Annotated in this window: 5 protein-coding genes; all 5 read right to left on the reverse strand. The window is 35.8% G+C overall.

Annotated features, from left to right (window positions below; all coding sequences use genetic code 11):
- Positions 1–19: 19 nt before the first annotated feature.
- On the reverse strand, positions 20–4,981 hold the full coding sequence (locus FEZ18_RS09060) for a hypothetical protein (RefSeq protein ID WP_153268009.1): 4,962 nt from the start codon (positions 4,979–4,981) through the stop codon (positions 20–22).
- Between the two features lie 9 nt (positions 4,982–4,990).
- Positions 4,991–5,506 carry a hypothetical protein gene (locus FEZ18_RS09065; RefSeq protein ID WP_153268010.1) on the reverse strand — a complete coding sequence of 172 codons (516 nt, stop codon included), beginning with the start codon at positions 5,504–5,506 and terminating at the stop codon, positions 4,991–4,993.
- Positions 5,507–5,645: 139 nt separating this feature from the next.
- On the reverse strand, positions 5,646–6,287 hold the full coding sequence (locus FEZ18_RS09070; RefSeq protein ID WP_153268011.1) for a PQQ-binding-like beta-propeller repeat protein: 642 nt from the start codon (positions 6,285–6,287) through the stop codon (positions 5,646–5,648).
- A gap of 356 nt (positions 6,288–6,643) precedes the next feature.
- Positions 6,644–12,664 (reverse strand): hypothetical protein, encoded by a 6,021-nt coding sequence (locus tag FEZ18_RS09075; protein ID WP_153268012.1) that lies wholly within the window; start codon positions 12,662–12,664, stop codon positions 6,644–6,646.
- A 145-nt stretch (positions 12,665–12,809) separates the two neighbouring features.
- On the reverse strand, positions 12,810–15,242 hold the full coding sequence (locus FEZ18_RS09080; RefSeq protein ID WP_153268013.1) for a hypothetical protein: 2,433 nt from the start codon (positions 15,240–15,242) through the stop codon (positions 12,810–12,812).
- Positions 15,243–15,637: the final 395 nt, after the last annotated feature.

Consider the following 15,637-nt stretch of genomic DNA (forward strand, 5'->3'; position numbering starts at 1 on the left):
CTAATTTACTAATAACCATCTAATCATTCCTATATTTTATTTGATAGCCTTTTTGATATATGTTACCTGGGGTTCTATAAATTAATTGTGCTTTAAAAATCCCTAGAGGTAATGGCGGAAAAGACCTCTGTATTATATATTTATAACGCTCATACATGGCTTGATTACCTCCAGTACTAGAATAGCGGTTGGCTATTTTATTTCTTAAATATAGCATATCTAATTTGTATTGATACGGCAGATTATAAACAAACGGAATTCTGTTTTGTACCCAAGCCGAACTGGCATTAGCATCTAAATGGTTTATGTATTCGTTGCCAATATAAAAGGATCGAATAGGAGGCAGTCCCAATAGGTTTTCATCACGATTTACGCGAATGTCGCCATCTAAGGGGTAGCTTTCATACAAGAGGCCGTAAATTTGCTCTTTATAATATCTATCATCTAAAATGGCTTGGGCGTAAATTAATGGTTCTGCCCCCGTATATTTATTCCCAATAATTTCCAGCTTACTTAAATATTCGTAATTGGCTATTTTAATGGATAGCGAGTGTACATCGGCATAAATAAAGTTGGTTAAATTATCGGTTACCTTTAAGCTACGCACCTTATTTTTAAAGCTTGCGTGCCTACTAGTTTTAAAGTTGTACTTTAAAATAGATTTTGGCGTATCTTGTGAAATTTTCACATCGGAAGCTTTCTTATTTGAAACTATGGCACTTCCAGTGGTTGTTACGGTTCCTTGAGCTTGATTATTACCATCTACATTATACCAATTGGTATCACCTGTTTCTTCATCAGTAAAGGCATCGGTTTCTACAGTAATAATTTTTGTTTGAATATCAGCACCAGGAGGGAAGGCCATTAAATTTAGTTCGTAATTGTTATTTAAGTTCATTTTTGGAATATCATAAAAAACAGTTCCTTTCCCGCGATCGTAAGATAAGTTCGTTCTAATACCTTGACCAGTTGTGGTATTCATAAATTCTGCCCGCATCTCATAACCGTTTTCAAAAAGATAGTTTTGAGGTGTTTTCATTTTTACATACCCTTTGTTATATTCTTCAGGATAAAAGCTTTGTTGTTCTAATACAGGATACATGTATACAATATTTTCTAAAGGAATATGGCCTGGTGCTTTGTCTGTAATAAATACCGACTCTAATTTTTCTACCGCTGGTTTTCCATTTTGGATGACCGTTTGGTACGAACCTTTAATTTTTTCATCAAAACTAACTTCTACTACCACTTTAACTTCTTTTTCTGAAGGCAGTGTTTCAGCAGGTTTGAAGGTAACGGCATCATTCGTGTCATTCCACTCCAGTTCACCTTCTAAAGTTTTACCTTCTGAAGTTACGGTAAAGCTTTTTAAGCGGAGTTTAAATGTTTTTTTGCCTTCATCTAGATCTACTGTAAAGTCTTTGTTAGCAGCATAGTTAAATATGGCTTGAGGTGCTGAAAAAACAGAGGCCTCGTCACTCTTATCGCGTGGGGTAATATCGGAAATCATGGGCACCCCAATAGCAGTATTCATATTTTCGAGTTCACATTTTTCGCCTATTTCCATTTTTAATCGCATTCTACCTTTTACTAAACCTCCTAGAATACTGTAATACATACCGGCGTATCCTTGAATGTAAACGGGATTAGGAAATTGCCCTCTTAACATAGCGGCAATTCCAGCTTCGGCAATTACAAATTTTCCTTTTATAAAAAGCAGATTTACTTTAACCCCAAACTCTCCGTAAACATAGGCATATACTTGGCCCATAGAGTACCAACCATTATTGCCAATGGGCCCCGGTCTGCCCACACATTTTGCATCGGGATAGTAGGCGTGCATGACATCGAAACCAGCCCCAACCTCTACAAAGGCATAAAACAGTTTCCAGTCGAAACCATAGCCATAGCCAAAATTTAAACCAAAGGCAAAACCTCTGCCTGCATCTAATTGATTTTCTTGCCTGTTCCCATTTAGCATGTCGTCTCCTAAAATCTTTACCACTGTTGGGTGCGGGTCTAGTTGCGACGGCAATACGGTACCCGTCATAAAATAACCGCCTACACGTATTTGAGCACCTGCATTAAAAACGAGTTCAATTCTTTTTTGTGGTGTCCCAAGGTATATGTACCAGTCTTCTGGACTGGTATGTATTTTGGCATAGCCAGCAAGATTATTAGCACCACCGCCTTTAACGCCTTGTAAATCCATATACAATTCGAACTCCCCATCAAAAGTGTTGTTTTCAAAATCTTTTTCAATACCCACATAAGCTCCTACGGCGCCTTTGGCAGCGACATCACGAACAGGAATAGCTTCTTTAGATAGACTTAAGAAACTTCCGTATTTCGAATACTTATCCGCAGTTTCTTTATTTTTTTCTATAAAATCATTAACCTTGGTGAACACTTTTCCTACTTCTTGATTTTGATTAACACCTTCAAAACCCTTGTCTTCAATCATAAACGCACCTTCGCCTATAAACCCAATGCGGTTTAAACCCCCATTGGTATTAAACTCCATTTCTAAATACGCCTTTCCAGAAAAGGTACCTGAGTTGTTGGTCTCTATTTTCACCCCTGCACGGACGCCAAGTCCCGTGTTTTCACTTGGGTGGTACTTGGCTGTTTTAAGGTCAAAGCCAGTTGTATTGCCACTTACTTTACGCATTCTGTTAGAGACCCCGCCAACAAACGATTTTATTGGTAATTTGGTGTCTCCAGTTTTTTCTGTTTTTTCACTCCAAATATCTACAAACCAGTATCTAAAGTCTTTTTTGCCAAACATGGCTCTGCCTGTAGCGCTGAAATCCAATTTCTCGAAGGTGGCCGATAATTCTCCTGAAAATCCATCGCCGTAGGTAGGGTCGTCTTCCATTATGGCAAGAGCACCTTCCATAGCTAAGCCGCTTTTAGAGTATTTTATATTTATGCTATCGACTTTTACGCGATTAAATTTCCATTCCTGAATTCTGGCTTCGTCTTTTAAATCACCAATAATATTTAAGCTGGTGGAGGCATGCGAGCCTTCTTTATCTAGGTTTATCACCAAATCGAAGGATAGACCCAGTTGGTTTGCAGGCGTTATCAATTCTAAATCGGATACTTTTGCAGGGAAGCCCATTAAGCCCATATCGCCCGTAAAGCCAAAAGATTTTGCACTAATAAGTTTCTTGCCCGGTTCGGTTTCCAGAGCCAGCTCTTCAAATTCGATATTAGGGAAAGAAAAGCCTTTACTATCGGCTTCTACCGCCTCTTTAGTGGGTGGCTCTTCATCTGCTTTTTGATTAATTTTACCAGCAATAGATAACTGACCCGTTAAATTGGCATAGGGATATACATGGCCTTCTTTTACATTGATGCCTATTTTAGAATTGGGTTTGAGTATAATTTCTCCTAAAAAAACTGGTGATTGGAAATCTTTTTTCCTTCCTACTTCTAAGCCCCAACCTGTGGACGCAATATAGCCTTCGTAGAGCATTGGTTCTTTTAAAATGGGAACAGTAATATCGCCACCCATTGAGCCCGCTGTAACCGTATTCATGGTTAAGGTTAGACTAATGTCATTAACCGTAAAGGCCCATTTGCCTGCAGATCCCTCACCAATATTTAACACGTTTTCTCCATAAAACGCTCCAGAAACGCCTTGGCTATCGATAATTAAATCTTGAGCACTAAATTTTGTTCGGCCGTCGGCTGTTGTGTTATCTTCAACACCTTTGGGTAGTGTTATACTTATTTCTTTGGCATAAAAACCTCGCCATAGTTTTATATTGCCTGTATTGTAAAGGGTGTTATAACTCTCGGGCAGTTGAAAATTGCTTGCCGAACGCGAATCGCTTAAATCTAAGACCACATTCTCGGCAGTGAACCCCCAACCTTTAAGGCCTACCACTTCAAATCTTGGAAAATTAGTTTCTATAAGCAAATCGTTCCATCCGTTTGCATGTATGCTAAATGATGTGCCCACGTAGCACTTATTATCAATTAATTGCTTTCCTTTTTTAGCCTCGAAGTATTGGTTGCTTATGGTATCGCCGCAGGTATATTCACCTTTTTCGTCTATGGGTAACAGCACCTTTCTAGAAATGCGTAAATCGCCCTCTAGACCAATTTTTTTAAGGCCTGTACAGTCAAACTCGATATACGATTTTTCGGTAAAAGTTCCCGTTTTTAAATCGATGCCACCTTTTAAGGTTAACAACCAATGATCCCCGTTTATAGGAATAGATGTATCGCCAAGCAAAACCAGTTTCATGCCATTTAACAAAGCACCATCGTGCGATAGTTTTATGCCCTCGGCACCAAAATAAAGTTCGCGTTCTGGCTCGCCGTTTTCGCCTTTTTGGGGAATAATTAATTTTGCCCAAGCTTTAAACTCGGCATATTGTGGTGTAAATTTCACTTCTACAATAGCCAGCTCTACACTATTTTGAGAGGTAGAATCTACTTTTTTACGCAGACCAACAGGCAGTTCTAGAAGTTCATTACCCGTAATAATATCTGTAAAATTACCTAGCTTTTTAACCTCGTTAAAGGCTTTTTTTGCTTGGGCCTCTAGGGTATCTACTCTAGGGTTTCTAGTAAAGTTATTAGCAATAAAAGCTTGGTTAAACTCTGGTTTGCTTGCGCTTAAAGGTATGTTAAAGTGGCTGTTTTCCAGCAGTTTTTTATCGAGATTGGCAAAAACCCTACCCTTAATGGCTTCTGTGGCTTGTAAAGCTTGAGCATTGCTATTGGCCAAAGTTGTGTTACTTACATCTTGCGTTTTGCTCGCCATAGCAAGGCTGCCCATAACTGATGTTTTAGAGCGCCATGTTTGTAACTGCTGTAAATACGCCAACTGGTTTGTAGCTGCCTTTTTAATTTTTATGGAATCGCGTGGGTTTTTACGTTCTTTGGCATACTCCAACGTATTGGCGTTTGCACTAAGTACCAGGCCACACAAGCTTAAGATGATACAGATGTATTTTTTTCTCATAATTTTTGGTTATGATTTGGTTTTGTTTTTTTTAAATAGATTAAAAATCTCTTTTAATCCGTCCCATTTATTTGTTGATGTAAGCGGTTCTCCAGTTTGCTTGTGTTCTTTTAATTGATAATAGGTTCCCCAAAACAACAAAATAGTCATTAAAACACTAACAATAATTACAATATACCCAAATGCTATAAGAGAGTACTTTCTAAAATAAGGGATTCTACCTTTAATTTTCTCTCCATTTAAAGCCAGATAATCGAGTTGAGGGTCTTTATTGTTATATTGTACATAAAGTATATCTAATGCATTAACAAAAGCTAAATCTTCTTTATTGTAATGCTTATGAATTTTACTGCGAAAATCTTCTTTGTTTTTAAGCAAACCGTTTTCATAGAGAAATTGTAACAACCGCTCATGGTTGTTTTCATAAAGCCTAAACTGCAATGCAATAGTATCTTGATTCGAAATAAAACCGACATTTACGAGTTGTACAACCCTTGTATTTGGTGGAAATGGCTTAATATACATGGCATCAACCTGAGTATAGGTAAAGGGTTTGTTTTTATTTGCTTTCCTTTTGAAACCATTAGAGGCCCGAGCATTATAGCCATAAGCGGAAGCGCAATTAAATAAAAAATAAAATTTACTATAAATTTACCTAATTTCATCACACGTGTTCTTGTTTTCTAAGTTCATAAATATGCAAGGTATCTTCATTATCTATAAGGCATAAATAAGGTTCAAAATACTTAATGGGTCTAGATGCAGGAAAACCTGTTGCATTTTCTTCGGTATAGAACCAATCATACTGTTGGGTTTCCATATTAAAAGCACCTATGCGGTTGCTGTAAAAATCGGTAGTGATTATATGGTTGTCTATGATTACAAAATTGTCGCGTTCAGATGAGAAAAAACCTGGTTCGTTAAAAGCTTCATACGGGGCAAATTCTACTCTACGATAAACACCTGTTTGTATATCTGTTTCAAAATAACTTGTAATAGAAATGCCTCTTAGCTTACCATTTTCATCTACTAACAAATTTTGATTATTAGTTTTCTTAACAGACCATAATAACTCACCCGTATCTACATCGTATCCAGCTAGCGTAGTATCTTTTATTGCCATAACTAATACCTTATTATAAACCGTTAAAAATTTATAGCCTGTGCTTTCAGGAAAGTCATCGGTTATAGTTTTATCCCATAGAACTTCTCCTGTTTCTATGTTGCGGGCTTTGAAATTTGATTTTTTTCTACTGAAACAGTAATCACCAATAACACAAAGTGAAATATTCTCTAAGCTCCACAATATTTGCTTTTTTGTTAAAGAATAAATGCTATTCTTTTGATACTCTATATCGCCTTGATATAAGACTATATAATTCTTTACTTTAAACTATCGACACACAAAAATTCATTTAAAAAAGGAACTATCTCATTTTTAATTTGAACAAATAATTACTTCGTGTGCTAATGAAATAATAGTTTGAGTGATGTTTGATTGTATCAATTACACTTATGTTTTCTTCGATTTTGAATTTTAATGTTAGATTATCAAATTGATGATAGTTTAAAATACCTTTCTTATCAGAGACCAGTAAAGAGGTGTCCAATTGAACAATCGAATAAACATTTTTAATTTCCTTAAGTTTTAGCAACTCCATACTAACGTACCCAGTTTATATAGTTAACTAATGTTCCTTTTTCTGCAAGCTGGACTAAATTTTCAGAGCTTTTTATAATTTCTGAATCCAAAGACTTAAATAATTCAGGATTTAAATCCCATAACTTTTCTGCAACATCTGGGTTTTTAAATATATTTTGAAAGGCCAGTTTCGCTTCGGCTGTATTTTCATTAAAATAATATCTAAACTCTTTTTTACTTTTTATGTATTGATAAAACTGACTTTTTTCATCTGCAGCAATGCTTGTTACTTTTTTCCAATTTTTAAGTTCTATAGCTCGTCTTCTGTTTTTTGTAGCATTTCTAAACAACAAATCTAGTTTATGGCCAGTTTCAATATCTGGTATTTTACCTTCAAAACGAACAAAAGAATAACCGCCTTCTGTAAGTTCGCTCCATTTATTATTTATGGTTTTAAGTGTAAAAGCACCACCTTTTGCTTTTTTAGAAGATTCGCCCATTTCTTTTAAAAATTTCTGTAGGTTTTGAGCATCATCACCAACCTTAGTTAAGGTGCCTTCTAAATCTTTAACGATATCTTTAATATAACCAACTTGTAGATCTATATCATTTGAATTTGGGCATGTTTTACAACCAGCTCTTGCAACGCCTAATTTATCAAAAATATTATCTAATTCTTTTGAATATGTTCTTACAAAGTTTTTATGCTTAGTTGTTAAACTAAATAATGCATCTAGTATGTCTTCGTCTAAACGCATTTGCGGTCTTTTAGAAATCGATAACCAACCATCAATAAAATTAGGTTGTTTAAACTTACGCTTTAAGTTGCTAGATAACCCATCAAAATCTTCTGCCAGTTTTAATAAATCGGCATCATCTAACAAGTTTAATCGATATAACGAATTGCTTTCATCTGCTAAACCATCAATAAAATTTCTAAATTTATTAAACTTGGCATTGGTAAGTTTATTTAGAAGATTAATTTTACCAGAACCTAAAACAGAGGCATTGGCTTCTCGCCACGCTTTTATTAATTCATCATTCTGAGAGTTATCAACCGCTGTTTTGGTTCTGTAAACTAGGTCGTCTAACTCATCAAGTGTTATTTGTTTTCCTGTTGGTCCACGTATGTCAAGCTCACTTATTACCTTTTTCTTAATATCAATATCTGCTTGAGATAATTTTGCTAAACCAGTTAATCCGCCATCTATTAAATCAAAAGCTCCTTTTGCTGTAAAAAATAGGTTTAGTGCTTCATATTCAGGAGGTAAATTATCGCCAGTTCCAAACTGGTAACCAGTTGTACCGATGGTGTAAGTGAATTCAAATAGCGGGAAAAATTGTTTGCCTAAAGTTCTGAGTAAAATTTTTCTACCTGAATTTGCACTCAACCTTGACGATACCGCGGCAACCCTTACTGCTGATATAGCAGCTGTTCCCTCACCCACAGTAGCTACTGTTAACGTAATATTAAATATATTCCAGGCAGCATTTTTTAAACGTTGTTCTGATATGTCTGCTTTTAGATGCTCTAAAAATAGTATAGGCACAGCATAACCTTTGCCTTCAATAGTGCCACGATCATCATGTATCATGTTTGTTGCCATAGGGCTAAAAGGTGACACATTCTTCAAGAAGTAAATCATAACCATATCGAATGGTGATGAGTTTTCTGGTATTAAGTTAGTTGGATTTAAACAATTTCCTCTATTATGATCTTGTTTTTCACAAGTGATAATGTTTACTTTATGTGTGTTTTTGTTATAGGTATATTTGTAGTTGTTACGGTCTCTTACATAACTAACAAGCACATAATCTCTATGCTCAACGTCCCAACTAATGTCTCCAACAATTCCATAAGTATCTGCTTCTAATTCGGCTCTTGAAGCTACAAGTCTATTAAGTTGTTTAAAAAACTCTGTATAGGCGTCGTTAGAAAAGAAATTTCCTAATCTTTCTTTTAAATGATAAACCATAGGTTCTCCATCTACTCCTTGGTTTATGTCTTCAAGTGCATTTAAAAATTCTGTGGCTTCTTTTTCTCCAATTGATTTAAGAAGTTTTGCAATGACATTTTCATAGTTAGTATTAAATAAACGCAGCAGATTTCCGTCTAGCATTCGGCGTAACGCTTCAATTTTAATGTCAATTTTAGTTTCTTGTAGTTTAGAAAATTCTATGACATTTAAAACTTCAAATAATATCTCTCTTTTGGACTTTGCAACAGCTTTATATTCTTCTTTAGTTGCTAGGTCTGTTAAAAAAGTATCTATAGAGTTATTATCAATAGTGCTAACTATTTTTTTAATTAAAGAAACATCACTTTTATCATAATCGAAGTAACTGGAAGTAATGAAAAAATTATGTTCAAAAATGAGTTTCAGTAGTTCTTGTTTACTTTCAAGATTTAAGGTTTTAAGAAACTCCTCGTCTAGATAATATAAAGCAGTATAATAATCTTCTTTACTAGCGTTTGAACCTAGTTGTTTGTTATACTTTTCAATATTTTGATTAATCTTTTTTAATGCTGTTAAATATATAGCAAAAGCATTATCTCTTTTCCAGAATGTTTCCCATGCTAAGCTTAATTTATAGATTTCTCCTCCTTTCCATAGCCCTTTAGTAGGTTCAAAAGCATCCTTATTAAGTTGTGAAACTAATACTTCGTAATCTATCGCATCAGAATCTTTAGAACATATTAAGTATGCAATACGCCTTAAAGCGTCTTCTTCAGATTCATTTTTATCTTTTATTAGATACTTATGACTATCATAGAACTCTTGGCCTTTTTCACATAGATTTTCAATACAATTTGTAGTAATATCAACTCTCGTTAAGCTTGTATTATATTCGTTGATTTGAATGTTATCTTTATTTTTTTCTACATAACCAAAACTCGTTAAATATATTTTTGCGCATTTATTAGGTACATGTTCGTATAAATACACACTAGAGTTATCTTTAATATCTGGAGTTGGTAATTGGTAAGGATTTTCGTGGCCTTTTGTTTCTGTAAAGTAACCCTTGAATGTTCCATCATCATCATATTGAGCATCATAAGCTATTCCGTTTTTTAGTCTAAAACCTGGAACTGTACCTTTAATTTTATTCGACTCTTTCTTAGCCCTAATTGTAATGGAGTTTTTAATTTTGAATGGCTCCCATGCCGGTGTAAACCATGTCCTTCCCGCTATCTCCCCATCCTCCTCATCTTGAAACACATAAAACTTAAGCGCAGGGTGGTGTATTTGCGCCCATTCCATGTGGCTTAGTTTTACAGCATCTGGATGCTTGCCATAGTCCATTAACCAATCTGTTTTACCATCTGGCGTATCATATAATTTAAATGGGTGTTGTAGGGCAAAAATACCGTGGCCCAATTCGTGGGCGGTTACACCCACTAGGCTGTTTTTGCCTTTTTCGCTAGTATTTAATCCATCACTAAATACAAAGCCAAATTGGCGTTGTAAAGGCATAAAACCGGCAATAGTCTTTGTGGTTTTAAAATCGTTATTAAATACCAGTACATAGTAGGTGCTAGAGCTGTAATTTATTTGAGATTTTATGTTGTTAATAACAGCCTTTTGCTCTGCGTTATAGTTGCTAAGCCATGGGCTATCGCCAATTTCTAGTTGGTTGTCTGCGCCTAAGGTTTCAGTATTTAGGGAAATGCTATTGCCTTCCTTATTTTGGCTTACTGTTTTTATATTTAAACTAACTGCCCCTTTCTTGAAAATATCTTTTATAGCGGTTTGGTCGGGTAGCGGTGCACCATCTACTGAAACTAAAACGACATCTACAGTTCTGTTGGTTAAATGCCAAAGAGTAAATGCTCCTGCGGTGAGTTGTTTAGTGGAGTCTTGTTTAGAATCTACCACCGCATAAATAGTCTCGTTCTCTAAGGTATAGCGTCCTTTAAGGCTAAGGTCTATAGTATTATCGGCTTCATTAATTTCTGGGGTTATGAGTTCGCCAGATTTGGTTTTAAATTTTAAATCGGATAAACTGTAAGCAGAATTAGCTTCAATATCCACATTTGCTTTTACAACAATAGACGAATCTTTTTGGACAGCAATATGCGGTAGGGTATAATCACTGCCGTCGGCATCAGGAACAGTTAGGTATTCTTTTTTAAGTTTCTCGAAGTCTTTGGCAATACTCGGCATTTGGTCGTAGCCATAAATGCCATTGTCTATAAAAGTAACCTGTATGCCTTCGGCCGTTAATGCTTCTAATTTACCATTTCTAGAAACCCCTGTAACATTGCCTGTATGTACGCTGCCACTTGGGTCTATTTGTCCGCCAGTAGTTATATTGCCCGCAGCATCAACATGGTACACATTACCTCCAGCATCAATAATAACTTTATCGTCTCCTAAAGGGCTTTTTTCTTGAGCACCATTCTCAGGATTGGTAATTATTAAAACACCATCTTCAATTTTAATATCATTCTCGGGATCTAGCTCCCAATTAATGCGAATTTCATCTAGGTCGTTGGTGCCTTCAAAAGGTTCGCCTAGAGCTTCTAAAACACCTTTTACCGTATCAATAGCCGCATCAACATCTAAAATATTTTTAAGGCTAGGGTCGTAATAGGTTATTACGGTGCCTTCGGCAAGTTGTTTGTCGGTATTTATTAAAACATTGGTAAAAAGGACGCTTACTTTTATACTGTTTAAATAAGGGATAGTAACATAGCCTGTTCCTGTAAACCTACCATTACTGCCTTCTACATTTAGGATGTTTACGGGAAAATCGCCTGCGGTAAAGACATCGCCTTTAGCGAGCGTTTGTAAAGGGTCGGTATTGCTTAATGTAAAGTCGGGTGTAATGCCGCACTCGTAAACACTTTCTTGGTTATCGGCAATATGGGTGGTAAATTGCTTTACCATACTCCAATTACTTTTGGTAACCGCACATTTTTTCTCTACTTGGTACTCGTAGGTGGTGCCTGCTTTTAAATCCCAAAGTGAGGTGGTGTTTCCTGATGTTTTGTTATAAAACCATTCTGGGTTGGTATTGGAGTTATTGCCAGAAGAACTTGCTGTTTTTGCTCTGTAGCGAATGGTATATTCTGGCACTTCGGTTGAAAAATCGTCCCAAAAAATATTGGCAATGCTACTGCCTTTTACCTCGTGATATATACTTGAAGGCAAGTCGCAAGGAGTGGCATAGCTAAACGCATAAATCTCGCTATAGCCTTGGTTTTTAAACAGGCCAATCTCTTCGGTGCCTTGTTTGGCTTTTGCCTGTACGCGCCATGCATAGTTTTTACCAGAAAATAATTGGGGGTCGCTAGGGCCAAAAACATAGGTGGTTGAAGATGTAGTGGTTTGAAAAATTGGAGGTGAACTTAAAAAGGCAGCCTGCGGATCTATTTTATTGTCCCAAATTTCAACCAGACTGAGTTCGTATTCTACATTAGTAACGTTAATGCTTCGCGGTGTCCATTGAAATACAATATGTTGTGGGTTGGTTTCTGCTATACTGGTTTTATTTCTTGGGGATACCAAAAAGGGCGGTTCATTTTTAAAAATAACCGTGGTAACACAGGTTTTGTTTGAAAGCCGGTTGCCTGTGGCCACATCAAAAACCTCAAAGCAAAATTGATAACTACCCTCTGGAATGATATTTCCATAAGCATTTGGTGAAATACCAGTAATGTTCTCAAATTTAAAATAGGGGGCCAATTCTGCATTGGTTAAAACTAAGGGCACACCACCTTTTAGAAATAAGGTAGTGGCACCTGTAACAAGATCGTTGCTTTGGAAATTGATCCCACGTCCTTGAAAATAGGTTTTAAGCCGTATTTCTCTAATTGGAATGCTAAAATCGTTAAGGATTAATTGCACCCGAAGCGGACTGTTAATGGTGCTCGCATCGGCATAATTAGAGAAATATACTGGCGGTGGTGGGGTAGCCTGCGGAATGATTTGGACAGGAAATGTGCTTTCTTGACCCCATAACGGTAGTGCGAAAATTAGTAACACTAAAAGGCTTAGCTTCTTAAAAGACCTTGCAATATGTAGTTTTATTTTCAAAATTGTTATGTTTTATCGCTGGGCGTTTTACAACACCATAATTCATCATTTTTAGTTCCCGAGCTCAAACTTTGATTATAGTTAAAGCTATTAGTTATTGCCTGTTTTATATTCCACCTTCGGGAATTTGGGGAATTTTATAGGCTTACTCTTTAGATATGTACCGCAGCTCATATTGGTTAGGGTTTACAATGCTTAATGATTTTTTGTAATAAAAATCGATAAGCTCATATTCTAAAAAGTCTTCTATTTTCTCTATGGTTTCTGATTTATCAAACATTTTAAAGGCCGATAACTCAAATTTGTTCTTAAATTCTTTTAAGTGCCCTACGGGATCTTCTACAACACTACTATCGTTAAAATCTGTGAATATAACTTCCATCCAACGGTGACCTACTAATTTTTCTAAGCGGTCTTGTTGCTCTTCTAACAGCTCTTGATATGCTGTTTTTAATTTTAAATCCTCAGCAGTATAATTAGCCTCTTCTTTATTAAATAGGGGGTGGTTATCGACCTCTGTTTTTCTTATAACAAACAGCTTTTCAAGTGCCTGATCCATTTCACGCATATCCCCCTTAATCTTTTTTATTACCGAAAAAAGTGCTTTGTTGTAAATGGCTTTAAAATCTTCATAACTATAGAGTTCTTTTAAAAAGACTAAAGCATTTTCTTTATAAGCAGCTTCTTTGGTTTGGGATTTCGTAACTTCAAGTAATAAATTTAAGTCCTCTTTTTTGTACTTAGGAATACCTTTAAAAGGATCACTTTTAAAAACTTGGGTTAATTGTGCATTGAGTTGAGGTATAGAGCCTCTGTATGAAACATTTCGATATCTAAAACTCCAGTTGTCTTCACGACTTTTAGCCGTATTATCAAGATTGTTTCTGTCTCTTTTGTTAAACTGCATTTTAAAATTATCGAAAGCGTAACTGTAACCGAAAGTGAGCGTTAAATCGCGATTAGAGTTTGTATTAGATTCACGAAACAGCAGTAAGAAATTAAGGCTGAAATTATGTTTTTCTAGCCATAGGTAGTTACTTCCTAACCTGAAATTGTAAACACTGTTTTGTTGAGTTCCATTGTTATAAGAGGTGTTGTAAGAGCTTGATATGTTGGTGCGTAACTGCTTGTCGAAAAAATGTTTGGCTACGGCTAAGGTTGGCCCTAAGGTTAAACTTTTGTCCATTCCTGTGGTATTGTAAGACGTATTGGCCGCTAACGAGATGCTTAAATCGCTTTGCGGGTAACCAAGCGTATAGGCGGCAGTACCATTGTAAAAGGTGTTTTCGCCACCTTCAATAGTTTCGCCTTCTTGTTGATTGTTCGAATTTTGATACACCAAGTTGAGATTTGTGCTGTGTTGTTTTTGCTCTGTTTTTTTTAGGATATAATTAACGGCTAAATTGGCATTTTGAGAAATTTGACGATAGTTTAACGTATCTATATTATCAAAATTGCCCACTTGATTGATATAATCGAACTGGTCCCGAATATTGGTAAACGATTGAAAATTGGAGTACGATGCGTTTAAATTTAGTTTTTCAGAAGCGGTTAAGTTAGCATTAACTGCGCTTACAATACGTTTTTGCTCTGTAGATTTTTCCTTGTTTAAATTGTCTCGTTGTAAACCTGCATTAACACTTAAATTTAATTTGCTATTAAATAGGGTTTGCGTGGCATTTGCAGTAATATTTTCTAAATCATTATTAAAAAAATAGGCGCCTAAGGTTTTATAATCTGGGTCGATACGTTCGTAGCCAACACCTAAGCTGCCATTTCCGGCAGGGTAATCGAAGGCGGCGTTGAGTGCATTGTAGTAGTTGGTGCTGGCGTTTTCTTTTAGCAAAAAAGCGAGCAGGCCTTTTTCTGATTGGTCTTCAGTTAGAAGTGTGTTTTCGGTAACACCCGAGATGGCGTATTCTATATGAAAGTTAGCCTTATCAAACACTCGAAAATCACTTTCAAAAGAAAGGACGGCATTATCTTTTGGGCTTAGATTTAATTCCACAGGGAAGGTGTTTTCAATAGAGTTTTCATCGTCTGAAGCTTTAAAAAGAATCACACCTAGTTTCATAAATTCAAAATCGTAAGCCGTTTTTACGCCATATCCCATTCGTTTATAAGCTGTGATTCCGCCTTGAGCCGTAGCATCGTATTCGGTAGCTCGCAGCAAACGGCCATACATAGCACTTATTTGAAATTTACCTTCGGGATTTAATTCAACACCAGCACCTGTAAATTGATGCCCACTAAGCGTGTACGGCGAAAACGTCATGCTTACATCTCCAATATGTGCGGTAACCCATTTATAGGATGGATGTAAACTCAACCGGTTAAAATTAAACGGACTTGGGAAATTAAAATCTTGATTTGAATAGGTGAAAGATAGAGGTATGTTATACAATCCTGCAATATTGAAATTTAAATTACCAGTAACAACGTAGGTTAAATCTTGACGATTGGCTGTGCCATCATAAAAAACGCTGTTTGCCGAAATACCACCATTGTACCGAAACCATTTCTCTTTATCGAGTTGGTCGAAATTTATATTTTGAGAAAAGCAGTATGTACAAGACATAAAGAATATAAGTAGGAATTTATACAATAGTATTGACGGTTTAAAACGTTAAATATACGTTAAAAAACATCACAGGACTTATATTTTCGATGAACTGCAATTTGATGTTTTAAATTTCTGAATTGAGACAGAAATTATAACGTTTTGTGTTATACCAATTTAGTTTTGAAATGTCGTATTATTAATTTGAATTATTTTTTATTCAGATGAGATATAATATTAAAGCATAGCTTGAGTTAAGGTTTTATTTTATACCGAAATATGGGCGAAAAAGAACTGCGAAGCACATCATGAACACCTATTTATAACATAGAAAAATGTGAGTAAACAAATTATATGCGGCATGACATGGCTAATTTGGTATTAATTGTTTGTTAGAGAAATATTTACCACAA

The sequence above is a fragment of the Oceanihabitans sp. IOP_32 genome, assembly GCF_009498295.1.
GTDB lineage: Bacteria > Bacteroidota > Bacteroidia > Flavobacteriales > Flavobacteriaceae > Wocania > Wocania indica.